The 23,302-nt window shown below is 34.2% G+C and carries 20 protein-coding genes and 1 riboswitch; of the genes, 10 read left to right on the top strand and 10 right to left on the bottom strand.

Annotated elements, in window-relative coordinates; translation table 11 throughout:
* Positions 1 to 62: 62 nt before the first annotated feature.
* The 3 genes from OLM57_RS09385 to OLM57_RS09395 all read left to right on the top strand — a co-directional run bounded on the left by OLM57_RS09385 (position 63) and on the right by OLM57_RS09395 (position 2,825).
* Complete coding sequence (locus tag OLM57_RS09385) at positions 63 to 638, top strand: pseudouridine synthase (protein WP_264563443.1); 576 nt, start codon at positions 63 to 65, stop codon at positions 636 to 638.
* A gap of 18 nt (positions 639 to 656) precedes the next feature.
* A complete protein-coding gene (locus OLM57_RS09390; protein WP_264563444.1) occupies positions 657 to 1,106 on the top strand; it encodes a tRNA (cytidine(34)-2'-O)-methyltransferase in 450 nt (149 codons plus the stop codon).
* Between the two features lie 111 nt (positions 1,107 to 1,217).
* On the top strand, positions 1,218 to 2,825 hold the full coding sequence (locus OLM57_RS09395; protein ID WP_264563445.1) for a class I SAM-dependent methyltransferase: 1,608 nt from the start codon (positions 1,218 to 1,220) through the stop codon (positions 2,823 to 2,825).
* Positions 2,826 to 2,903: 78 nt separating this feature from the next.
* Here OLM57_RS09395 and OLM57_RS09400 read toward each other — a convergent pair whose 3' ends face one another.
* The 4 genes from OLM57_RS09400 to OLM57_RS09415 form a co-directional block, all read right to left on the bottom strand.
* Positions 2,904 to 3,680, bottom strand: a complete 777-nt coding sequence (locus OLM57_RS09400) for an ABC transporter ATP-binding protein (RefSeq protein WP_264563446.1) — start codon at positions 3,678 to 3,680, stop codon at positions 2,904 to 2,906.
* Positions 3,681 to 3,731: 51 nt separating this feature from the next.
* Entirely contained in the window at positions 3,732 to 4,076 is a 345-nt protein-coding gene (locus OLM57_RS09405) for a 5-carboxymethyl-2-hydroxymuconate Delta-isomerase (RefSeq protein WP_264563447.1), read from the bottom strand.
* Between the two features lie 97 nt (positions 4,077 to 4,173).
* Complete coding sequence (locus tag OLM57_RS09410) at positions 4,174 to 5,202, bottom strand: FecCD family ABC transporter permease (RefSeq protein WP_264563448.1); 1,029 nt, start codon at positions 5,200 to 5,202, stop codon at positions 4,174 to 4,176.
* Positions 5,203 to 5,265: 63 nt separating this feature from the next.
* The gene (locus OLM57_RS09415; protein WP_264563449.1) at positions 5,266 to 6,408 is read right to left on the bottom strand and encodes an ABC transporter substrate-binding protein; all 1,143 of its coding nucleotides are present in this window, start codon (positions 6,406 to 6,408) and stop codon (positions 5,266 to 5,268) included.
* A 262-nt stretch (positions 6,409 to 6,670) separates the two neighbouring features.
* Positions 6,671 to 6,929: riboswitch (cobalamin riboswitch) on the top strand.
* Positions 6,930 to 6,959: 30 nt separating this feature from the next.
* Between OLM57_RS09415 and OLM57_RS09420 the strand changes: the two genes are divergently transcribed.
* Both OLM57_RS09420 and OLM57_RS09425 read left to right on the top strand, forming a co-directional pair.
* The gene (locus OLM57_RS09420; protein ID WP_264563450.1) at positions 6,960 to 8,807 is read left to right on the top strand and encodes a TonB-dependent receptor plug domain-containing protein; all 1,848 of its coding nucleotides are present in this window, start codon (positions 6,960 to 6,962) and stop codon (positions 8,805 to 8,807) included.
* 4 nt (positions 8,808 to 8,811) lie between these two features.
* The gene (locus tag OLM57_RS09425; RefSeq protein WP_264563451.1) at positions 8,812 to 9,912 is read left to right on the top strand and encodes a YncE family protein; all 1,101 of its coding nucleotides are present in this window, start codon (positions 8,812 to 8,814) and stop codon (positions 9,910 to 9,912) included.
* 121 nt (positions 9,913 to 10,033) lie between these two features.
* Here the strand turns inward: OLM57_RS09425 and OLM57_RS09430 are convergent, their stop codons facing one another.
* Positions 10,034 to 11,479, bottom strand: a complete 1,446-nt coding sequence (locus OLM57_RS09430) for a S41 family peptidase (protein ID WP_264563452.1) — start codon at positions 11,477 to 11,479, stop codon at positions 10,034 to 10,036.
* Positions 11,480 to 11,602: 123 nt separating this feature from the next.
* Between OLM57_RS09430 and OLM57_RS09435 the strand changes: the two genes are divergently transcribed.
* The 5 genes from OLM57_RS09435 to OLM57_RS09455 all read left to right on the top strand — a co-directional run bounded on the left by OLM57_RS09435 (position 11,603) and on the right by OLM57_RS09455 (position 14,872).
* On the top strand, positions 11,603 to 12,112 hold the full coding sequence (locus tag OLM57_RS09435) for an RNA polymerase sigma factor (protein ID WP_264563453.1): 510 nt from the start codon (positions 11,603 to 11,605) through the stop codon (positions 12,110 to 12,112).
* On the top strand, positions 12,099 to 12,548 hold the full coding sequence (locus OLM57_RS09440) for a hypothetical protein (protein WP_264563454.1): 450 nt from the start codon (positions 12,099 to 12,101) through the stop codon (positions 12,546 to 12,548). The genes OLM57_RS09435 and OLM57_RS09440 overlap by 14 nt, the downstream gene beginning before the upstream one ends.
* A gap of 80 nt (positions 12,549 to 12,628) precedes the next feature.
* Positions 12,629 to 13,156, top strand: coding sequence for a DUF4252 domain-containing protein (locus tag OLM57_RS09445; RefSeq protein ID WP_264563455.1), 528 nt, complete (start codon positions 12,629 to 12,631; stop codon positions 13,154 to 13,156).
* Position 13,157: 1 nt separating this feature from the next.
* Positions 13,158 to 13,697, top strand: coding sequence for a DUF4252 domain-containing protein (locus OLM57_RS09450; protein WP_264563456.1), 540 nt, complete (start codon positions 13,158 to 13,160; stop codon positions 13,695 to 13,697).
* A gap of 53 nt (positions 13,698 to 13,750) precedes the next feature.
* Positions 13,751 to 14,872, top strand: coding sequence for a type I restriction enzyme HsdR N-terminal domain-containing protein (locus OLM57_RS09455; protein ID WP_264563457.1), 1,122 nt, complete (start codon positions 13,751 to 13,753; stop codon positions 14,870 to 14,872).
* Positions 14,873 to 15,100: 228 nt separating this feature from the next.
* On the opposite strand, the gene OLM57_RS09460 is transcribed toward OLM57_RS09455, so the two are convergent.
* The 5 genes from OLM57_RS09460 to OLM57_RS09480 form a co-directional block, all read right to left on the bottom strand.
* The gene (locus tag OLM57_RS09460) at positions 15,101 to 15,736 is read right to left on the bottom strand and encodes an NTP transferase domain-containing protein (protein ID WP_264563458.1); all 636 of its coding nucleotides are present in this window, start codon (positions 15,734 to 15,736) and stop codon (positions 15,101 to 15,103) included.
* Entirely contained in the window at positions 15,726 to 16,487 is a 762-nt protein-coding gene (xdhC, locus tag OLM57_RS09465; RefSeq protein ID WP_264563459.1) for a xanthine dehydrogenase accessory protein XdhC, read from the bottom strand. The genes OLM57_RS09460 and xdhC overlap by 11 nt, the downstream gene beginning before the upstream one ends.
* Before the next feature lie 180 nt (positions 16,488 to 16,667).
* Complete coding sequence (locus tag OLM57_RS09470; protein ID WP_264563460.1) at positions 16,668 to 18,851, bottom strand: xanthine dehydrogenase family protein molybdopterin-binding subunit; 2,184 nt, start codon at positions 18,849 to 18,851, stop codon at positions 16,668 to 16,670.
* A 2-nt stretch (positions 18,852 to 18,853) separates the two neighbouring features.
* Positions 18,854 to 19,312 (bottom strand): (2Fe-2S)-binding protein, encoded by a 459-nt coding sequence (locus OLM57_RS09475; protein WP_264563461.1) that lies wholly within the window; start codon positions 19,310 to 19,312, stop codon positions 18,854 to 18,856.
* Between the two features lie 590 nt (positions 19,313 to 19,902).
* On the bottom strand, positions 19,903 to 23,085 hold the full coding sequence (locus tag OLM57_RS09480) for a chemotaxis protein CheB (protein WP_264563462.1): 3,183 nt from the start codon (positions 23,083 to 23,085) through the stop codon (positions 19,903 to 19,905).
* Positions 23,086 to 23,302: the final 217 nt, after the last annotated feature.

Here is a 23,302-nt window from a genome sequence, read left to right on the forward strand (position 1 = left end):
TAGTCCTTTTTTTTTATAGTGCAAAAACAAAACTATCTTTGTTTATTTAAAATTTAGTTATAATGTCCCATCATCATTTCATTCTCCATAAGCCCTATGGTTATTTAAGTCAATTTATTTACGAATTGAAGCGCAAGAAAAAACTCTTGGGAGAATTACACGATTTTCCTGCTGGAACAATGGCAATTGGTCGTCTTGATGAAGATTCTGAAGGTTTGCTATTATTGACGACCGACGGTAAAATGAGTGAAATCATTCGGAGCAAAAAAGTCGATAAAGAGTATTACGTGCAAGTCGATGGCATTATCACACAAGAAGCGATTGAACAATTGAAAAGGGGAGTTGAGATTGGTTTTAATGGCACCAAATACATCACCAAACCCTGCAAAGCTTTTATAGTAAACGAAATTCCCAATTTTGGAATAAGAGGAAAAAAGATTCGGGACGAACGTCACGGTCCTACTTCTTGGGCTTCTATAACTGTTAATGAAGGGAAGTTTCGCCAAGTACGTAAAATGACAGCAGCTGTTGGTTTTCCAACTTTAAGATTGGTAAGAGTCCGAATCGGAAACGTACATTTGGACGATTTGCAAGCAGGAGCAGTTTTAGAAGTGAAGGATTTCCAAATAGACAAATAACCGATTAACCATTAAGAAATGCTAAATATAGTTCTCGTAGAACCCGAAATACCAAATAATACCGGAAATATTGGCCGTCTATGTGTAGGCACCCAAAGTCGTTTGCATCTAATTCATCCTTTTGGATTTGTTATCAATGATAAAAACCTGAAGCGCTCCGGACTCGATTATTGGGTACACCTTGATGTAACCGAATACCAAAATGTAGCGGAATGGATGTCTCAAATTCCAGACCAATCCAGAGTTTTTCTGATGAGTTCTCATGCTTCGACATCAATTTATGATGCAAAATTCCAAGATGGTGATTGGCTGGTTTTTGGAAAAGAAAGTGTGGGTTTGAGCGTAGAAGTTTTAGGTTTATTCGAAAACCATCTGACTATTCCTATGTCACCATTAATTCGAAGTTTTAATATTGCCAATTCGGTTGCTTTTGTTGTTGGTGAGGCCAAGAGACAGATTGGGTTGTAGGTTTGTTTTTAGGTACTTAAAGAAAATTAGATACACAATTAGTAAGTCATTTTTAAAGGAAATTTCATATATTTGAGATAGACAATTTTGCTCTGTCTTAAATTCTTTTTTATGATAGATAATGTTTCCTTACGAAGTACCATTTTTAAACATTTGGATGGTTTAGTAACCGCGCCAGTTGCTTATTCGCTTTATAAAAAAGGAATAATGACTTGCATTTTGGATAAAAAGAAAACAAGTCTTTCAGAACTTACAGAAAAATTCAAAGCCAACGAAGGTTATCTTAATGTGGCTTTAAGAGTATTAGCTTCACAAGGTTTCTTAGATTATAAAATTGACGCAGAAGCTGACGGAATTACAATTAGCACCAATGAGATAAGCGAAATTGCTTTTTCTCTGTTTCCATTGTATAAAGAGGTGGTGGATTTATTGCAGTTTTCTATGGATTTTCATCCTCGATTGTTTGATGAAGCTCCATTTGAACGCTTAAAATTTATTTTCGAAAAATACAAAGACAACTATGGAATCTCATTTTCTACGGATTCTATGACCAATTCAATACAGCATCAGATTCTAAAACATATTGAAGGTTTTTTGGTTGGTCCAACTATTGTGGGTTTGGGTATGAGTGGCATGTTTCACAAATATTTTATGGAGATTTCCTTTCGCCCAGAGGAATTTCATAAATCACCTGAAAATTTCAAAATTATACTCGATTTTTTGGTGTATTTAGGTTGGTTTACCCAAAAGAAGGGCAATTATCAGTTTACCGAAACAGGTTTGTTTTTTGCCAAAAGAGCTTCGGCTTATGGAGTCACGGTTTCATATTTGCCTACTTTTAGTAAAATAGAGGAATTGATTTTTGGTAATCCTTCTATTTTAAGGATTGTTGGAGATGGAGAAGATGAAATTCACGTGGACCGCGAGATGAATGTCTGGGGAAGCGGAGGTGCACACGATGCTTATTTTAAAGTGGTGGACGAAATTATCATCAAATTATTTAATTTGCCAATAGAGGAACAACCCAAAGGAATCTTGGATATGGGCTGTGGAAACGGCGCTTTCCTAGAACATATTTTCAATGTTATTGAACGTCAAACTTTGAGAGGAAAAATGCTTAGTGCTCATCCTTTATTTTTGGTGGGAGCCGATTATAATCAAGCGGCTCTTAAAGTAACAAGAGCCAATTTGATTAAAGCCGATATATGGGCGAAAGTAATTTGGGGAGATATTGGTCGTCCCGATTTGCTGGCAGAAGATTTGTGGGAGAACTATAATATTGATCTGAAAGATTTGTTGAACGTAAGAACTTTTCTGGATCACAATAGAATTTGGGAAATGCCAAAACAAATCACTGAAGAAAGAATAAGTAATTCAACTGGAGCATTTGCTCATAGAGGCGTTCGGATAAATAATAGTTTAGTGGAAGATAATTTATTGGAGCACTTCAAAAAATGGTCGCCTTATGTTCATAAATTTGGATTGCTAATTATTGAATTGCATACTATTGCTCCTCATTTGACCGCTTTAAATTTAGGAAAAACTGCCGCAACGGCTTATGATGCCACGCACGGTTTTTCGGATCAATTTATAGTTGAGGTTGAAGTACTTCATAAAATCGCAGCCGAAGCTGGATTATTTCCAGATCCTAACTATTTTAAAAAATTCCCCGATTCAGAGATTGCAACGGTTAGTATTAATTTACTGAAAGGAGCATAAAATAGTTCACAGATTTCAGTTTACAGATTTCATTCTAGTACAGTAAAGCTAAGACCTATAATTCATGACTAATAATTTCTAAGTAATAACAAATTTACCCTTTTCGCTGTGAAAAACAATATGTTCGTCTTTGAATAAAGTATTAAAACTGCCTTTACTAATCAAGTTACAAGGGTCATCTTGGACTACTGTCTCCGGAGTCATGATAATCATTTCATCACTTAATTGTATGGCCATATCAATGTCGTGAGTTGAAAACAAAATACATTTTCCAGTTTCGTGAGTTAGTTTTTTTAATAGTTTAAGCAAAGAAACTTTGTGTAATAAATCCAAATGGGTAGTGGGTTCATCCAGAATAATCAAAGGCGTATCTTGCGCCAATGCTCTTGCAATCAAAACTTTTTGCAACTGTCCGTCACTGATTTCGAAATGTTTTTTTTGAGACAAATGGCCAATTTGTGTTAGTTCTATTGCCTCTTGAATGATTTTGACATCGGTATCTGCTAAAGTGCCAATCCAATTAGTGTAAGGCTGACGTCCGAGCGCCACCAATTCAAAAACGGTTAAATTACTCGAAGGCAACTTTTCGGTCAAAACCATACTTAAATTTTGGGCCAGTGCCAAAGGTTCGTAACTAGTTATTTTCTTATCGTTCAAAAAAACAGTTCCCTGCAAAGGTTTCTGAATTCCAGTAATGGTTCGTAATAAAGTAGATTTTCCAATACCATTTGCCCCAATCAAAGCAATCAGTTTCCCTGCCTGCAAATTCAAGTTGAGGTTTTCAGCAATGGTCACTGTTTCTTTTTTGGAAGTGTAGCCAATGCTTAAATTTTCTGTGGTTAGGATAGTATTCATTTTTGAGATGTTCTAAATTCTTAAATAATGGCTTTACTGAAAAACGAAAACTTAAACCATAGATTTATTGCAATAGGTTGCTTTTTCAAAGTCCCTAATATTGATAGATAAAATTGGAACCTCGGGAAATAGTACTTTTAGTTTACCAACTATTTTGTTGGAGAGATTGCTTTTTTGAACTGTGGTTCTCCCTTCCATTATATTGGCAAAAATATGAATAAAATCATCAGTAGTATTCCCAATATTGTAATATTGAAAAGGATTGATGCGAACTTTGATGTCACCGGGGCTAAAAAGGCCAGTGGATTCTGCGGTGTCATAAACAGCTTGCATAATTTCTTGGGGGGATTTTAGATTCAGTATGCTTTCGGAACAATCAATTACAAAATGTGGCATAATATGTTTTATTTATAGTTTTATTTTTTTTTAACCACATAGATTAAATTTTGAAATCAACACAGAATCTATGTGGTTAAAATTGAATCTTGAACCATCACTTAAAACTGCTCTTTCGAACCAACAGCCAAATCACAACTGGCGCTCCCAATATCGAAGTAATAGCATTAATAGGCAAGGTGATTTCCATTCCTGGCATTTGGGAAACTACATCGCAAATTAGCATAATTGCAGCTCCAAAAAGCAAAGTACTCCAGTATAAAATAGTATGATTACTCGTTTGAAACACTAATTTGGCAATATGGGGTACTGCCAAACCTATAAAAGCTATAGGGCCGGCATAGGCAGTAATGCTACCTACTAAAATACTGGTTGCCAATATAATTATAAGTCGGGCTCTATTGAAATTCAGCCCCATACTTTTAGCGTAATTCTCGCCCAAAAGCAACGCATTTAAAGGTTTAATACTGTATAAACTCAATAGTAACCCAATTGAAACACAGATGGACAAAATAAGAATTGAAGACCAAGATAAATTGCCCAAGCTTCCCATTGACCAAAAAGTGAATTTTTGCAATTGTTCTGCTGTACTAAAGTAAGAGAGTACACTAACAATGGCACTTGTAAAACTTCCAAACATTAGTCCAACAATAAGAATAGCGGCAGTGTCCCGCAGCTTTTGTGAGACAACTAAAACTAGAAGCAAAACCATTGTGCTTCCAATTGTTGAAGCCAAAATGATTCCGTAGGATGACAGTAATATGCTACTCAAAAATGGAGGTAATACACTAGCACCCAATATCACAAAAGCGACACCTAAGCTGGCACCAGAACTGAGTCCCAAAACGTAAGGTCCAGCGAGTGGATTTCGAAATAAAGTTTGCATTAATAATCCACTTATTGACAAGCCAATTCCAACTAACACTGCTGTAATGGCCTTAGGTAAGCGATAATTAACGATGATGTATTCCCAAGTTGATTTACTCGATTGTCCTCCTGTCAAACTGGTGTATACTTCTTTAAAAGGAATTCTAATGGATCCAAAACTGATGTTTATAAAAAACAGAACGATAAGCCCTAAAAAAAGCAATGTGAATAAAATTGTATTTCGTTTTGGATTGTTCAATTCGCTTTTTTTAGCAAAGCCCTAACCCGTCTTAGCAAGCTGTTAGGTCTGTTGAGTTGTTTTTTAATTTAGTTTTTGCGCAAATGTAAAAGTATAATTTGGAAGAAGTTCTGGATTGAAAATTTTAATATAATCTTTAAGAACTAAATCAGGACGACTTGCTGCAAGTTCGTAATAAATTGTGCCGCCAGTTGCTCCATATTTATTTTCAAATGTATAAACATTTTTTGTTTTGACAGCATCAAATTGACTGTAATGAGGATTGCTATTTTCTAATTCTAAAAATGTTTTGAAGGAACCTGTGGCAATCCAAAATTGAGCGTTTTTTGCCTTTTCCAAAACTTTTTCAAAGGGTAAACTTAGGCTTCCGGTTCCAGATTCATTTGCCCATAAATAATTGGCTCCAGCATCTTTCATAAACTGTGCTACCCAACTGTTTCCTCTAGCGACAAACCATTGGTCTTGGTACATAGAGCCATACATTACAGTTGGTTGTCTGTTAGTGTTGGCAACTAATTGTTTGGCAGCATTGTAGTTTTTGACAATAGTATTAAAGAGATTTTTTGCTTCTTTTTCTTTGCCAAAAAGTGCTCCGTAGAGTTTAATCCATTCTGCTTTTCCAAGAGGAGACTGCTCCATCCAATCAGCTTCAATCAGTACATTTAAACCACTTTTTTGAAGATTTTCAATTGATGGATTGTTATTGTCAATGCCAAAAGTGACAATTAGATTTGGTGACAAATCGATTAGTTGTTCGATATTAAGTTTCTCATTTTGCCCAACGTTTTTAATTAAATCGGCATCAATTAGAGCTCTCGTTTTTTGGGATGAAATATAATTGGTGTCGGGGAATCCTATTAATTTTTTTTCAACTCCTAGCATTTCCAAAAAAGGAATATTTGTTGTTGAGGTCACTACAATAGATTGCAGAGGAACGACAATTGTTGGATTTTTTTTCAAACTATCTGGTACAATTCCGTTTTTTTCTTTTAGAATATAAGTAAAGTTTTTATGGGCATCTGGCCACGGATTTGATACGGTTACTACAGTATAACCATTGTATTTGCAAATAGCCAAACTTTTGGCATATTCGACACTATTCTTTGATTTTGAAATGTCTAGAGAGCTTTTTTTTTCTTTGTTTTGGCAACCCGAAACAGACAATAGAGCAATAAAAAATAGTGTCCTGTAAATTGAAATTCTCATATTTTAATAATTAACTATGGCAACAAAGGTATGCCAATTTATAAATCCCTTGTTTATTTTTTATAAGAAAAAATAAGACAAATATTAGTTTTAAAAACCATTTTGGTTAAAAACCCAAGATAAATTATTTTAAAAAAAGAGAAATTTAAGCCCTAAAACTAGGTTACTATTCTTTCTTATTGCGTTTAATTTTTATGTTTAAATTTAGTTGTTTTTCGATTAAAAAAATAAAACTGTTGGATTTGTAGATTCATTTCGGTTATATTTGCATCCGAATTAAGGTTGTATTTTACATTTTTCGAAAACACATTAAAAGGGAATTAGGTTCAAAACCTAAGCTGTTCCCGCAACTGTAAGCTATCAAGCTTGTTGTTATCTACAAACCACTGTTTTAAATTGTAGATTTTAGAATTCAGATTTTAGATTAACTCTAAAGTCTAAACTCCGAAATTTAAAATTGTAATGGGAAGGTCAACAACAAGACGCAAGCCAGGAGACCTGCCTTTTTTCTTAACGAATATCGAACTTTCGGGAAAAAAGGTTCAGAAATTATGACTTTAAGAAAACTAATATTTTCCTTTTTTGTGTTGATGTGCCAATTTATTTCGGCGCAAAATGACTCTATAACCAATTTAAAAGAGGTTATTGTTTCTGACCGTACTCTATATACCAATAATAAATCGCAATCGATTCAGGTTCTTAATGATTCAGTTATTAACAAAAATCAATCTTCACTTTCCAATTTGTTGAATTATAACAGTGTGCTGTATTTCAAGGAATATGGGCGCGGAATGACTTCGACGGTTTCTTTTAGGGGAACAACAGCTTCGCAAACGGCAGTAATCTGGAACGGAATAAACGTTAATTCGCAACTCAACGGAAGTGCCGATTTTAATACATTCACAGCGCCCGATTTTAATTCGATAAGTATAAAAGGCGGTGGGGGAAGTGTGAGTTATGGAAGTGGCGCCATAGGAGGAACTGTTCATTTAAGCAATGATTTGGTTTTCAGGAACAAATTTGAAAATGATATTCGATTGGATTACGGAAGTTTCAATACTGTTAGTGTCAATTATAAAATGACGATTTCAAATAAAAAATGGAGTACTCAAGTTGGGTTTTCAAGAAACAGCTCGGATAATGATTATCCTTATATAAACCAATTTACAGGGGACGGGAAGCAGCGAAAAAACGAAAACGGACAATACGCAACGACCAATTTGTTTGCCAACGTTGGATACAAAATCAAACCCAATTCGGTTGTTACTTTTTACAGTCAGACTTCAAACACTGACCGTAATAACTCTTTAATTTCAGAATCCGATTCCAAAACAAAGTATATCAACACCTTTAGTCGAAATCTTTTGGAATATTCAACCACCAATGATCGTTTCACCAGCAATTATAAAATTGCCTATCTCACAGAACTATATCAATATTATGAAAATAATGACAGTGATGATTTTAGTTTTGGCAAATCGGAATCGTTTATTGCAAAAATGGATCTGGGCTACACAGTGTTGAAATCGGTTAAGTTAAACGGAATTTTAGACTACAATCGTACGAAAGGTTTTGGCACCAGTTTTGGAGACAATACCCGGCAGATTGGTGCGATTGCAATAAAAGCAGTTCAGAAATACAATGAAAAATGGCAAAACGAATTGGGTCTCAGAAAAGAAATTAGTTCGGATTATGAAAGCCCGTTTTTATTCTCATTGGGCTCGTCTTATATCTTTAATTCTTTTTATAATTTAAAAGTCAATCTTTCGAGAAACTTCCGGATTCCAACATTCAATGATTTGTATTGGCAGCCGGGCGGAAATGTCAATTTGAAACCCGAGAATTCCTATCAGGCCGAAGTTGGTAATGTTTTTTCGTATAAAAAAATCACTTTATCCGAAACAATTTATTTTATAAAAATAAATGATTTGATTGGCTGGATACCAACAAACGGATCAAATTGGACCCCCGAAAACACAAATCGAGTTAATACTTATGGTTCCGAAACTATTTTGGGTTGGTCAAATACTTATGGCAAAAATAATATAGCACTCAATGCAAGTTATGCTTATACTGTTTCAAAAAATGTAGAAACGGGTGAACAATTAATATATGTTCCATACCATAAATTTAATTCTAACGTTTCGTATTCCTATAACAAATGGACAGCAACTTATCAATTTTTATTTAATGGAGCAGTGTCAACACCTTCTGCAAAGTATAATTTGGTCAAAGAATATTGGGTTTCAAATCTAGCAATGTATTATAATTTGGGTTCAAAATATACCTATTCATTGGGTTTACAAGCATTGAACCTTTTTAATCAGAATTATCAAAGCATTTCTCAGCGTTATATGCCGGGAAGAAATTTTACAATCAGTCTAACCTTTAAATTTTAATACTATGAATTTCAGTAAATCAGTTTTGGCCTTAGTTTGTTTTTCTTTGTTTTTTGTATCCTGTACAAGTAACGATGACACAAATGACGATACTCCATTGGGAAGTTATGATAACGGCTTTTTAATTTTAAATCAAGGTGGATTTGGACATACAGATGCCTCAGTTTCTTATGTTTCGTCTGATTTTGTTACGGCACAAAATGATATTTTTTCAGTAGTAAATCCAACAATCACTTTAGGAGATGTAGGACAGGATATCGGTTTTAATGGAGAAAACGCTTATATTATATTGAATGGAAGTAACAAAATAGAAATCGTAAATCGTTATACGCTACAAAGTGTTGGAAGCATTAACTCGGGATTAAAGAATCCGAGATATATTGCTTTTGCAAATGGCAAAGGGTATGTGACCAATTGGGGCGATGGCGGTGTTGCAACAGATGATTATGTTGCCGTAATCGATTTGACAGCGAATAAAGTATCAAGCACCATTCCGGTTGTTGAAGGTCCTGAAAGAATTATTGCAAATTCAGGAAAATTGTATGTAGCCCATAAAGGTGGCTACAACTATGGAAATAAAATTTCGGTTATAGATGCCGCTACTAATAGTATTTCTACAACAATTGCAGTTGGCGATGTTCCAGACAGTATGGACATAAAAGGAGGAACTTTATGGGTTGCTTGTTCTGGAAACCCAAGCTATGTTTCTGCTCCTTTGACAGAAACGGCGGGAAAAATAGTAAAAGTAGATATGTCAACCAATAAGGTGACCAGTACAATTGGGTACTCGGATGCAAAAAAACATTTGTCAAATTTAGTTTTGGGAGGCAACGATGCTTACTATACTGTTGATGCGGATATTTTTAAAATGGAAGATGGGGCAACCGCTTTGCCTGCATCTCCATTGTTCAGCACTACTCCACAAGGTGTTTATGGTGTGTACAGTTTTGCAGTACACGGAAGTTATATTTATGTGGGTGATGCAGGAGATTATCAGCATAATGGAAAAGTATATGTTTATGGACTGATCTCACCATCTATAGGAGTCTTAGAAAAAACTTTCTCAGTTGGTGTTATTCCAGCGGGATTTTATTTTAATGATTAGTTTGGTATAATATCGTTGTATGTTTCATTTAATATTTTGAAATAATTAATGGTATTAGGTTTTTTAGTTTTTGGAAAAAAAAAGGCTTTCAGTGATGAAAGCCTTTTTTGATTTGATTTATTTATTCCAAAGATTTTAAAAGCCCGGCTGGTACTTTTTCGACATACATTTGATCTTGACCAATTACAGATTTTGCATCTTTAAAATAAGGGTATGATTTTCCTGAACTCTTTTTAATCATTTTGGCAGTTCCGATAATTTTCCCAATTGCCGTACTCAATAAAGGATCAGATGTAGTGCCTAAAATACCCAAATTGGCAAGGTTTTCTTTTAAGGCATAAGTAGGAGTTAAACCATTATAATAATCACCAAAATCAACTGCATTTACAATTTTTAAAACTAAAGGTTGCATGGCATAACGATGATTCGGATTTCTATTTTCTTTCCCAAAAGTTGGAGAGTCGTAGATCGTGATTGAACCCACATTTTTACCGGTAGTGATATCCCCAATTTGAACCACATCAATATAAGGCTTTAATCCGTTGATGACCAATTCACTTGCCGAGGCTGTGCTTTTGGTTGTTAAGATATAAATTTTAGTAAGATTCAAACTGTTCAATGGATCGGTACCAACTTTATTAGTAAATAAGTTTTTTAATGCTTCGGGATCTTCAGATTCAAAATAAGCATTGATTTTATCGTTCCATCGTTGTTTAGAAAAAACTTTGTCGGTAAATTGTCCCGTAATCATACTCGCCAAACGGGTAGCAGTTTGAACGGAACCACCAGAATTATATCTTAAATCTAAAACTAAATCGGTTACTCCTTGCGTTTTTAAAGTCCCAAAGGCATCATTCAATTGTGTGTCATAATTGGGGTAAAAACCATTGTACATTAAATACCCAATTTTATGGCTTCCGGATTCAATTACTGTATTTACCAAAATTGGATTTTCGGCAAGTTCGGTTTTTGTTAAAGATACCGATTTTCCGTTTGGTGTAATTTGACCATTATCAAAATCAGCTAAATTCAGAGTATAACTTTCGGCATTTATCAATAGCGTTTGGTAGTTGCCAACGGTAAGTTTTGTTCCATTTACACCATAAAATATAGCGCCACGTTTAATATCCTTGGTTGCAGCATCTGAGTTTGGAATAATGTATCGTACCCATCCAAATATTTCATCAGAGCTTGATGATTTGCGGTAGAGACCAAAATCTACTCCGTCATTTTTTGTTGTTCCTTGAAGCATCCCTTCCAGTTCCAGATAATCACTTACAATCCAACTAAAACGATCTATAGTTTTATCGACTCTTAATGCATCAAATAAATCTTCAGGTTTGTTGTATCCTTTCAAAAAAGTATTTAAATCGGTTTGATTGGCAAATCGCTTGTCTGCCAAATTAGGAACATCAGCTTGCCATAAATAATATAAGTTTAAGCCTTTCCATATAAAATCATTGACTTCTAGAGAAGGGGGTGGAGCAACATCGTCCATATCTTCGCAACTCTGAAATATAAAAAGGGCCAAGAATAATAAAAGTGTAATTTTGAAAGATGTCTTCATATCATATTTTCTAGTAGGTACAGAACGCAAAAATACTAACTTTAGTTTAATTTAATTTTTTTTTTGTAACAAATGTAATAGTGTATCGTCTTGATTGTATAACCGAATTAATAGAACCATTTTATGAACCAAAATGAATTTGTGTTTTTAATCAATCCATTCAAAGACAAGCTCTTTCGATTGGCCAAGCGATTGCTCGTAAGCACAGAGGAAGCAGAAGATGCCACTCAGGAAATTTTGGTAAAATTATGGAGTAAAAATGAAAACTTAGATTCGTATAATAGTATCGAAGCAGTGGCAATGACAATGACCAAAAATTATTGTCTGGACCAGTTAAAATCGAAAAGAGCCAGTAATCTAAAAATTGTGCACAATAATTTTACGGATAGAGAGCCAAGTTTAGACAAAAAAGTAGAGGACAACGATAGTTTAAATTGGGTAGAAAAAATTATAGAGCAACTGCCCGATCAACAACGATTGATTATTCAACTACGGGATATTGAGCAATGCGAATTTTCGGAAATCGCAAAAATAGTGGAGATGAATGAAACTGCCGTAAGAGTGGCACTTTCAAGAGCACGGAAAACAATTAGAGAATACATGTTTAAAACACACAGTTATGGAATACAATAAAATGGAAGCACTTTTAGAAAAATACTTTGAAGGAGAAACAAGTATTGCCGAAGAAAATGAGTTGAAAGATTATTTTTCTTCTCCAAATGTAGCAGAACATTTAGAGCAATATCGCCCTTTATTCGGGTATTTTGCAAAAGCAAAAGACGATACTTTTACACAAAAAGTAGCACTGCATTCAAAAAAAGGAAAAATCGCCTGGTTTTCGATAGCAGCATCGATTGTTGTGATGTTGGGAATAGGAACTTATACTTATTTTAATACTAATACCGTAAAAGAAAATCGAGAGTTAGGAACTTATGATGATCCGGAAGAAGCCTTAGCAGCCACTCAAAAGGCATTGGCCATGTTGTCTAATCATGTAAACGTTGGGATTGAAGGGGTGCAATATCTTCAAGTATATGAAACAACCAAGAACAAAGCATTTGTTGAATAAAAATAAAGCGAGAGTGATTCTAGAGCATTCAAGCCAATAGTTGAATTTTAAAATAATAATAATCATTAAATCAAAATAAAATGAAAAAGTTAATAATCACATTAGTAGCAGTATTAGTATCAAGTCCATTTTTTGCACAAGGAGCATTCGATAAATTTGACGGACAAGATGATGTAACATCAATTGTAGTCAACAAGAAAATGTTTGAATTGATGAGCAAAGTAAAAGTGGATACCTCCGATAAAGAGGCCCAGCAATACATGAACCTGATAAAGAAATTAGAAAATTTAAAAGTGTTTACTACTCAAAGTACAAGAGTAGAAGGCGAAATGAAAGTAGCTGCCGATAAATACATTAAGACCGCTGGGTTGGAAGAATTGATGCGTGTAAATGATAAAGGCCGAAACATCAAAATTATGGTGAGATCAGGAGCCAAAGATTCACAAATTAAAGAGTTGCTAATGTTTATCGAAGGCGGAAAAGACGAAGACACGGTCCTGATGTCATTAACAGGAGATTTTGATTTGGATGAAATCTCGGTCCTGACTGATAAAATGAGAATTCCTGGCGGGGATGATTTGAAGAAAGCAACTAAAGGTAAAAAGTAAAATGAAACTTATACTATTTATAATCACACTGCTGGTCAGTTTGTTTTTTGGAAGCTGTAATTCGGAGCCTACTTTGCAAAAATACTTTGTGCAGAATACCGAAAACAAAGATTTTATTGCCTTGGATATTTCGTCAAACATCTTGAATGTTGATAAAACCAAATTGACAGTTGCGCAGAAAGAAGCCTTGCACTCTTTTGATAAAGTCAATGTTTTGGCTTTCAAATTGAATGATAAAAACAAAGCGCAATTTGAAACAGAACGTGCCAAGGTCAATTTGATTCTAAAAGATACGATGTACCAACAGTTGATGAAATTTGGTTCGGGCAAGGAAGGAGCTTCAGTCAGTTATGTTGGGACTGATGATCATATTAATGAATTTGTGTTTTTTGCCAATAAAAAAGATGCTGGTTTTGCTGTCGTCAGAGTTTTAGGAAAAGACATGAATCCAACGAATATTATGAATATGATTTCGGTTTTGAAAGAATCAAAAATTGATTTGGAACAACTAAAACCATTGCAGGAATTAATTAAGAAATAGGTTGAATTTAATTTGTAAAAAAGCGTTTCGATAGTTTTCGAGACGCTTTTTTTATGTTAAATATTGCAATTGAAAGAATTATGCAACAAAAAGGTTTGCTAAAAGCAATGTGTAGATTTATTTTATTAGATTTGATTATAATAATTAAAAATTCTAAAATGGCAACAAATATTCCTAAACAGGCTATTAATCAATTGAAAAAATTGCTCGATAATTTTAAACTTACTGAAGCTATTGAATTATGTTCTAATGAAGCACAAACCCGTAAGTTTTTGATTGAGCCTTTTTTTGAGATGCTAAATTTTGTTTCAAATGATTTAATACCGGAATATAATGCGGATTTTGGAAATCGTATAAGTCAGAAAATAGATTATGCTATAATTTTAAATAAAAAGGATACTATTTTAATAGAAGCAAAAAAGTATAATAGTCGTTTAACTGATAAAGAAGCAGGTCAATTAAATGGGTATTTTGGTAATACAAAAAATTCAAAAATTGCAATATTAACAAATGGTATAGAATATAGGTTTTATTCAGACGTAATAGACCCAAATGTGATTGATAGTAAACCTTTTTTTATATTTAATTTAAACAGCTATACAGAGAGTGATATTGAAACATTAACTAAATTTGATAAGAGGTATATTTTGGTTAAGGAAATTATTCAAACTGCCCAAGAAAGTGTTTTTGTTGAAGACTTTGAGAATGCTTTGTTAAAAGAACTTCTTGCTCCGTCGAAGGACTTATTGAAAATTATTCATAGAAATATGAATTTCAAGACTAAGTTTAATGATGAAACGCAGAGTAAAATGATAAGTTTAATTAATTCCTCATTACTAAAATCACTATACGATAAAAAAGTTATTAATGAATCAAATTCTAATTCATTAGGGGTTGTTACGACAGAGTCTGAAATTCAAGCATATCATATGATAAGAACACTACTTATTCAAAATAAGAAAGTTCCAAATGAAAGAATTTTTTATAAAGATTTTAAAAGTTTTTTTAATATCAGTATTGATGATAGTACAAAAAAAGTAATCTGCAAATTAATGTTTAGCGATTCTAAAATGAAATTAAGTATTGAAAACAATGAATATTTATTAGAGCATTTAGATGATGTATTAAAATACAAGAATGAATTAACGAATAGAGCTTTGTTTTTACTTCAATAAAGATTTTTACGACTAATTTTTAAAAGCGTTTCGATAGTTTTCGAGACGCTTTTTTTTATGCTTATTTCTGATAAAAATTTAAATCTGCAATAGGCATTAGATTTTATTTGGCAGAGAAGCGCGAAGAATTCACAAAGTCTCGCAAAGTTTTTTAAGCTCAATCTCAAGAACCCATTTTTTCTTTGCGAATCTTTGTGTCTCCTTTGAGTAACTTCGTGAAATTTACTCCTATTGTGGAATTTCCGTTAAATACGTTGCCCAATCTTTTGGAGTATTTAGATTTTTTACGATACTGGAATCGGTTATCGCGATTGTTGTTATTTTTGAAGGATTTATTTTTTTGATTTCCAAATCCAATCGGCTACTTTCATCGGTTGGATCTAACGAAAGTAAAAGCTCCCAAAATTCTGAACCCAACTTTATCGGATGACCATTTTTGCCTTCAAAATTGGGAAGTACAATTTGGTTTTGTTCTTCGATAATGTTTTGTAGTTCGGCAGAGTTCAATATAGGAACGTCAATAGGACTAATGAGTACCGATTTGTTTTTGGGAATCTGGTGTAAAACAGTTTGAAGCGTTGAGAAAGAGCCTTGTTCCGGATTTTGGTTTATTAGAACTCTTACTTTTAAATTTTTATAAAGAACAAAATCCAATTGTGCTTCTTTGATCCATGAAATTGTATTCAAATATTCTTCGGAAAAATAACCCAATCCAATAAAAACTTCGGTTAGGGTTGAATTAGCAATGCGATTTAATTGTTCCAAAATCCAATAGGTGTTTTGGTATTCGAGCAATCCTTTTGCAACACCCATTCTTTCGGATTTTCCACCAGCCAGCAATACGAATACGGTATTATTTTCCATAATAGACTTTCAGTAATTCAGAACCGATGCTTATGGCAATTTCTTTAGGGGAATTACCGCCCAAATCCAAACCGATTGGGCAATGAACAGGAGAAATTCCAGCGCTAAAATTCAATTCGTTTATCAATAAATTATTGAATTTATTTTTCTTGGTTTTGCTGCCAATCAATCCAATGTATTTAGTTTGTTGGTGTAATGCTAAAGCAGTGATTTCAAAATCCAGTTTGTGGTCGTGAGTCAAGATCACAATGTAGCAGTTTGGTCCCCAGTTTATGGTTTGTTTGTAAAGATCAAAAGGAACAGCACTGTAAGTAACGGTTTGGTCAATTTGAACAGTTTCTCTCCAATTTTCTCGAGTGTCCAAAAGTGTAATTGCAAAAGGAGTGTCTTTTAAAACATTGCAAATGGCAACGCCTATATGTCCGGCTCCAAATAAGTATAATTCTGGGGATTGATTCATGGGTTCAATAATTAATTCTACTTTTCCGCCGCAGCATTGTTCAAATTCGGGACCTAAAGTATAAGTGGATTCTAAAATTTTATTTTCTTGTATAGCACGAACCGCTTCATCAATTACCTGAAATTCTAATTTTCCTCCACCAATGGTTCCATATATCTCTTTTTGAAGGGTAACAATCATTTTTGACGCAACTTTGCAAGGAGCTGAACCAAGAATTTTGGTGACTGTAACGAGTGCAACTGGTTTCTTTTTGCTTTTAAAATCGTGTAATAGTTCAATCCAATTGTTCATTAAAAATAGGTATTCGTTTGGGAATTTAATTTTTAAAAAATGACCGCAGATTCGCTGATTTTTTTGAAAAGTGAAATTTGTAATCTTATTAAAAACAATTTGCGCAATTTTGTTGGATGTGTAATTCATATAAAATCTGCGAATCTGCGGTAAAAAAGACTTATGCCTTTGCCTTGTCAATTATACTAAATCGTAATCACTTAACGGTAAATTGTAATATCGTTTTCCGGTTAGTTTAAATATCGCATTGACAATAGCAGGTGCAATCACAGGAACACCTGGTTCTCCTACACCAGTAGGTTTTTCGGTGCTTTCTACAATTTCGACATGAACCTTTGGAATTTCATTCATACGAATCATTCGATAATCACTGTAGCTATTTTGTTCTATTGCTCCGTCCTTGGCTGTTATTTTGCCGTAGTAAGCTAATGACATTCCGAAAATAGCAGCGCCTTCCAATTGCGATTTTATAGTGTCCCTATTGACAGCCGTACCACAATCAATAACGGTGTATACATTATGTACTCTTATTTTGTCGTCTACCATCGAGACTTCAACTACCGAAGCAACATAGGAATAAAAACTATAATGAAAAGCTATGCCATAAGCGTGTCCTTTGGGTAATGGTTTTCCCCAATTGGCATTTTTTGCAGCCATTTTGAGAACATTTTTGAGACGTGCGGTATTGTATTTTAGAGGGTCTTTAGTGTCTTCAATACGGTCATCACCGATTAATTTTAGCCGGAATTCTATTGGGTCTTGTTTTGCTGCATGCGCCAATTCATCGACAAAAACATTGATTGAAAAACCATGCAGTATATTAATTACCGATCGCATCCAGCCAATTCGAACCATTGCTGGAGCCTCACCCGATTCAACTTTGAAGTTTTTTATAGCAAAAGGAACATCCGCGGCGCTTGAAGCTTCCCATCCGGCAGGATAATCGGTGCCTGGCTGAAAGGTTGACATGATCGATGGGAAAGCAGATCGGTGTAGCCAACCTGTAACAGTGCCTTGTGCATCTAGCGAAGCTTTCATGTATTGGGAACTTACGGTATGATAATAACCGTGTTTGATGTCATCTTCCCGTGACCAAACTACCTGTACTGGTGCATTGATAGCTTTGGAAACCATAACGGCTTCTACAATATAGTCCGGTTTTGATTTTCGTCCAAAACCTCCACCCAAAAAGGTGACATTTAAAGTAACTTTATCTATTGTTGTGCCTAAATACGTAAAAACTTCTTCTCTGGCAGTTTGAGGAGATTGGGTGGGTGCCCAAACTTCGCAAGTATCTCCTTGAACCCAAGCTACAGCATTGGGAACTTCCATTGGCGCATGTGCTAAATGTGGCAATTGAAAAGTGCTTTCGACAATTTTCGTTGCTTCACTAAATGCTTTGTTTAGATCACCAATTTCTTTTTCGACTTTTGCTGCTTTATGGACTCTTTCGGTTAATTCGATCATGTATTTCTCCGAATCGTAACCTTCATTTTTGCCGTAATTCCATTTTATTTCCAGAGCTTCTTTTCCTTTAAAGGCAGCCCAAGTATTGGAAGCAATAACTGCAACTCCTCCGAGTGCCCCAAAAGGTCTTTCGATTCTTGGAATTTCGATTACATCTTCAACACCGCGTATTTTCATGGCAGCGGTTTTGTTGAAAGATTTGACGGTTCCAAAAGTAACGGGACATCTGGCGATAGCTACAACTTTCATGTTGGGTAATCGTTTGTCGATACCGTAAATAGCGCTTCCGTTTGCAAAATCTTTAACGTCGATGCTTTTTAGGGTTTTACCAATATACTTGAAATCTTTAGGATTTTTGTAGCTAATGTTTGTTGGAACGGGCAATGTTTTTACTAAATCGACCAATTCTCCATAACCTATTTTTTTTCCGCTGGAATGGATGATAAAGTGGTTTTGTGCTATACATTCACTTTCGGGAACTTGCCACGTTTTTGCGGCGGCGGTAATTAGCATCATTCGAGCCATGGCACCCATGGTACGCATGGTTTGATAAAAATCGGTTACACTTCTGGAACCGTCGGTATTTTGGTCTCCGTATTTGGCATCTCCAACAGCTTGTTTAACCGAAACTCTATTCCAATCGGCATCCATTTCATCTGCAACGATTGAGGTTAACGAAGTTCTTACTCCGTTACCCATTTCCGAACGAGAAACAGTAATGATTAAGCTTCCATCCGAATTTAATTGTACAAACAGATTCGGATTGAATTCGGTTGCAATTCCCGATTCGATGTCTTTAGAAAACAAAGTATAATTGCAGGCTAGGATTAATCCGCCAGACGCCAATCCCATGTTTTTTATAAAATTCCTGCGACTTATGTTTTGAATTTCACTCATGATTAGCGATGTTTTTTAAGTTCTACAGTATGTTGAATAGCATTTTTGATGCGTTGGTACGTGCCACAACGGCAAATATTACCACTCATGGCATCGTCAATATCAGTATCAGAAGGGTTTTTATTGGAGTTGAGTAGGGAAGTAGCGGTTATTAATTGCCCTGGTTGACAATAACCACATTGCGGGACATTGAATTCCTCCCAAGATTTTTGTAATAATTGTAAATTTTCAGAAGTTCCTTCAATGGTTGTAATGTTTTTGCCTTCAACCGTTGAAACAGGAGTTAGACACGAATAAGTAGCGACATTGTCAACAAGTACTTTACAAGCGCCACAAGCACCAATGCCACATCCAAATTTGGTTCCCGTGAGTCCGATACTGTCTCTAATAGCCCAAAGCAAAGGCATTTCGGGATCAACATCGATGGTGTATTTTTTTTTGTTTATGAGTAGTGTCGTCATTTGGATTTCAATTTTGCAATTAGGAAGTTGAAAGTTATGAATTTTTTTGAAATTTTATGAGATGAAATTAACATTGGTTATTATATCGCAGATAGTTGGTTTATAAAAGCAAAAAAATAGCAGCCATATTTTAAGGATGGTTGCTGTTTTTTCTAAAAATTGAAAGTGATGTTTTTTTTATGATACTATTTTATAATCAATTTATAGCGTTCAATACTTTTAGAAGAGATTTGAGAAAGATTATATTTGCTAAAAGGCTTATCGAAATGGTACTCGTTTTTTGGAATATTGTATTAAATAAAAAAATAAATAACAATAGAATCAATTGCAAACTCATTTAAAAATTAAAAAAGAGCATTCAAAAAGTAAGCTTGCTTAATATTTTTAATGCTCTTTTTTAATTTTTGTGAACTTCTTGGTATAAAATCCGAACCTTTTATTGAAAAATTGTCAACTCTTAAGCGAGTTGACAAAGGTTTAAAAAGATTCTGTATGTTTATGAAATAAAAATTAATCTTTGTAAAAATAGAGAGTATTTATATTTCTCTCAACATTGTTGAGTGTTTTAGAAAATTTGCTAACTTGTTCAATCACGCTTCAATCAATTCCTGGTTCAAATAAATTATAAATTTTGTACCTACACCCAATTCACTTTCTACAACGATTTTGCCTCCCGCAGCATTAATTATTTTTTTTGCAAGGTATAAGCCAATGCCACTTCCTTCAATATCTTGATGCAGTCTGCCATAGATATCGAAAATTTTAAGGAGTCCTTTTTCTGAGATTCCAATCCCATTGTCAGATATTGTTAAAACGCAGTAATTACCTTCCTGAGATGCCTTGATTGTTATTCCTGGATGTTCTTCACTTCTAAATTTTATGGAGTTACAGATCAGATTATACAATATACTTCGAATGTTTTTCTTAGAAAAATGAATTTCTTTAATAATAAGTTCCCGTGTAATTTTTGCTTCTGATTCTACGATTTTGTCTTTCAGACTCCATTCTATATTGTCTAAAATTTCGTTGAGGTCGACTTTCTCTGTTTGAATCATATCGTTTTCTACTTTGGCTATGGTAGATATATCAGTAATCAGCGCCCGAAATGTCTTGATTGAACTATTGATTATATATAAAAATTCTGAGAAGCTGGAGTCTGATATTTTTGTGTCATTCAACATTTCAATACTGCCTTCTATATTTCCCAAAGGGGTCAGAAGATCATGTGAAGCAGCATGGATGAAATGGTCTAAATCGGTATTGATACGTATGAGACTCTGGTTCTTTTTGTTGAGTTCGTATTGCATTTTTTTCAGTTCGGTGATATCGTTAAAAGTAATAATAGCACCATTATTCTTATTGCTTGCCTGAACATAAGGCATTATCATTACTTGGTACCATTTCTCATTGTTCGTTTCAATTTCCTTACTGATTACAATTCCTTTCTCTAGGACCAACCTAGTGTCTTCAATAATGGTATCAAATTTTATATTTGTTGATATGTGATTAATCGGGCGCCCAATGTCAGTATCTAGCAAATTAATATGTTTTACTGCGCCAGGTGAAAACTTCATCAATTTCAAATCATTGTCAATAAAAAGTTGTCCGTTTAAATTGCTTCTGAAATAGTTATTCAGGTCGTCATTGATTTCCAGTAGTTCTTTATTTTTTAAATGATAATCGGTATTTATAGTGTGCAACTCTTCATTGACTGATTGCATCTCTTCATTGGTACTTTGCATTTCTTCGTTGGCAGAAATCAACTCCTCATTAAAAGACTGCATATTTTCATTAGATGTGTCTAGTTTGTCATAAGTAGCCTGAAGCTTATTTTTGACTTCTTTTAATTCTGCTTCTAATGCTTGAGTATAACTTGTATTATAGGTTACTTCATCAAATAAAGGGTGTTCGTTTTTTTCTGGGCTAGCTAATTTGTCATCATTAAAAATTACAATCAAACCCTTTTGTTGATCTCCGTCAATTAGAATAGGGTTTACGGATAGGCTTACTTTCATTACTGCATTATTATGCTTGACGAATATTCCTTTTACAGTTGCACTTTCTTCATTTTTGAAGGCTTCTTTACTTAACGTATTATAGGCCACAGCCAATGCGCGTGGCAATAGTTCTGGCAGGTTTGTATTAAAATTTTTTGCCAGAAGGTATTTTGAGGTATGCCCATACGATTTGATTACCGTGTTTTCCTGATCCACACATATAGCTAGATATCCTATCTGATTGGCAAGAGTTGTGTTTATCGTTTCGGTCAAAGTATTATTCGAGCTTTTAGAAACATCATTCTTGATAGTTGTGATTTGGCGAAAATTGATGAGTTCAGGCAATGCAAACGTATCAATTCTGGGAGAGCGCTTTTCTTTTAAGCTTTTATAAACACGCCATTTTTTATTGATTATTTGCAAATTCTCAATAATGACCAATGGATTTTCACTTGAGCCCAAAAACAGGAAGCCATTTGTTTTAAGTCCGAATAAAAGCATTTCATATACCTTTTTTTGTAGAATAGGTGTCATATAAATTAACAAATTACGACAGCTAATGAAATGCATATTGCAATAAGGCGGGTTTTTTACCAAATCATGTTGCGCAAATATCATCATCTCGCGAATTTCTGGCTTAATTATATAATTGCTTCCATCAAAAGTAAATCGTTGTTTAAGTCGTTTCGGACTAATACCCTTTACCCTTTCAGGAGCATAAATTCCTTTACCCGCATGGAGTAATGCAGCCGAATCAATATCGGTTGCAAAAATTTTGACAATAGTGTTCTTAAATTTTCCTGTTAAGAGCTCTTTTAGCAAAATGGCGATAGAATATGCTTCTTCACCAGTGGCGCAACCCGCTATCCAAAACTTAATTTCATCATGAGGGGAGTGGTTTTCCAGTATTCTTGGCAAAACTGTATTTTGTATAAATTCAAATGCTTCGGGATCCCGAAAGAAAGAGGTAACACTGATTAGAAAATCTTTTGACAGAGCATTGACCTCCTCTGGAGTTTCTTTCAAAAAGAGCAAATAATCTTTGAGATTATAAATATTGATCGATGCTGCTCTTCTTTTAGTCCGTCGGACTATGGTTGTCATTTTATAATCTGAAAAATCGAAAGGCGATTTTTTGTTAATGTATTCGATAATTGCAGTGATATTTTTTTCATCCGATTTAGTGCTTTCCGATAGTTCGTCATTTTGTTTTACATATGCCTCTATAGCATTGGGCATAAATTGAGGTTCTAGAATATAATCAATCATATCGGTGGCTATTGCATTGACAGGCATACTGCTAAATTGGGTTGACTCTGGGTTTCGTGCAATAGTCATTCCGCCAGCTTCTTTTATGGCTTTGATGCCTTCACTTCCATCTGAACCCAATCCTGAAAGTATAATACCAATCGCTTTTTTGCCATTGTCTGTTGCAAGAGAATTAAAGAAAGTATTTATTGTGAGATGAGGACCGCGTATTTTTTCTTTATCCGTCAAATAGAGTCTATTATTTTTTATAGTCATATACTTATCATTCGGAATAAGGTAAACTATATTGGTGCAAACAGCCATTCCATGCGTAGCTTCCTTAACTAACAGCCGGCTATGTTTTGATAATAATTCGACCATACGACTTTTAAAATCGGGTGATAAATGCTGTACAATAACATAAGCCACCCCGTCAAGAGGTGTATTTTCAAAGAATGTATTTATCTCTTCCAAGCCTCCAGCAGAAGCGCCTATTGCAATAATATAGTTGGGTTCTTTGTTAATCATAAAATCTTGTTTTCTAATATTTTAAATCATTTTTTTTAAATATTTTTTGATTTTGTAGGCTGATAAATTTTGAATTTAAGTATAACAAATGTAGAGCGATGACTATGTGTAATGTTATAGAGTTTCGCTTTATTCTTATATAATATTTGGATGATTTTAAATTAATCATCCTTATGCGCTTAAAAACTAATTCCAATACATTTTGATTTTACTTCAT

It is taken from the genome of Flavobacterium sp. N3904, assembly GCF_025947305.1.
GTDB lineage: Bacteria > Bacteroidota > Bacteroidia > Flavobacteriales > Flavobacteriaceae > Flavobacterium.

What these genes read in the sequence shown, in the direction of transcription:
- OLM57_RS09385 (WP_264563443.1), top strand. Translation starts at nt 63, where the DNA reads ATGTCCCATCATCATTTCATTCTCCATAAGCCCTATGGTTATTTAAGT.
- OLM57_RS09390 (WP_264563444.1), top strand. Translation starts at nt 657, where the DNA reads ATGCTAAATATAGTTCTCGTAGAACCCGAAATACCAAATAATACCGGA.
- OLM57_RS09395 (WP_264563445.1), top strand. Translation starts at nt 1,218, where the DNA reads ATGATAGATAATGTTTCCTTACGAAGTACCATTTTTAAACATTTGGAT.
- OLM57_RS09400 (WP_264563446.1), bottom strand. Translation starts at nt 3,680, where the DNA reads ATGAATACTATCCTAACCACAGAAAATTTAAGCATTGGCTACACTTCC.
- OLM57_RS09405 (WP_264563447.1), bottom strand. Translation starts at nt 4,076, where the DNA reads ATGCCACATTTTGTAATTGATTGTTCCGAAAGCATACTGAATCTAAAA.
- OLM57_RS09415 (WP_264563449.1), bottom strand. Translation starts at nt 6,408, where the DNA reads ATGAGAATTTCAATTTACAGGACACTATTTTTTATTGCTCTATTGTCT.
- OLM57_RS09420 (WP_264563450.1), top strand. Translation starts at nt 6,960, where the DNA reads ATGACTTTAAGAAAACTAATATTTTCCTTTTTTGTGTTGATGTGCCAA.
- OLM57_RS09425 (WP_264563451.1), top strand. Translation starts at nt 8,812, where the DNA reads ATGAATTTCAGTAAATCAGTTTTGGCCTTAGTTTGTTTTTCTTTGTTT.
- OLM57_RS09430 (WP_264563452.1), bottom strand. Translation starts at nt 11,479, where the DNA reads ATGAAGACATCTTTCAAAATTACACTTTTATTATTCTTGGCCCTTTTT.
- OLM57_RS09435 (WP_264563453.1), top strand. Translation starts at nt 11,603, where the DNA reads ATGAACCAAAATGAATTTGTGTTTTTAATCAATCCATTCAAAGACAAG.
- OLM57_RS09440 (WP_264563454.1), top strand. Translation starts at nt 12,099, where the DNA reads ATGGAATACAATAAAATGGAAGCACTTTTAGAAAAATACTTTGAAGGA.
- OLM57_RS09445 (WP_264563455.1), top strand. Translation starts at nt 12,629, where the DNA reads ATGAAAAAGTTAATAATCACATTAGTAGCAGTATTAGTATCAAGTCCA.
- OLM57_RS09450 (WP_264563456.1), top strand. Translation starts at nt 13,158, where the DNA reads ATGAAACTTATACTATTTATAATCACACTGCTGGTCAGTTTGTTTTTT.
- OLM57_RS09455 (WP_264563457.1), top strand. Translation starts at nt 13,751, where the DNA reads ATGTTAAATATTGCAATTGAAAGAATTATGCAACAAAAAGGTTTGCTA.
- OLM57_RS09460 (WP_264563458.1), bottom strand. Translation starts at nt 15,736, where the DNA reads ATGGAAAATAATACCGTATTCGTATTGCTGGCTGGTGGAAAATCCGAA.
- xdhC (WP_264563459.1), bottom strand. Translation starts at nt 16,487, where the DNA reads ATGAACAATTGGATTGAACTATTACACGATTTTAAAAGCAAAAAGAAA.
- OLM57_RS09470 (WP_264563460.1), bottom strand. Translation starts at nt 18,851, where the DNA reads ATGAGTGAAATTCAAAACATAAGTCGCAGGAATTTTATAAAAAACATG.
- OLM57_RS09475 (WP_264563461.1), bottom strand. Translation starts at nt 19,312, where the DNA reads ATGACGACACTACTCATAAACAAAAAAAAATACACCATCGATGTTGAT.
- OLM57_RS09480 (WP_264563462.1), bottom strand. Translation starts at nt 23,085, where the DNA reads ATGATTAACAAAGAACCCAACTATATTATTGCAATAGGCGCTTCTGCT.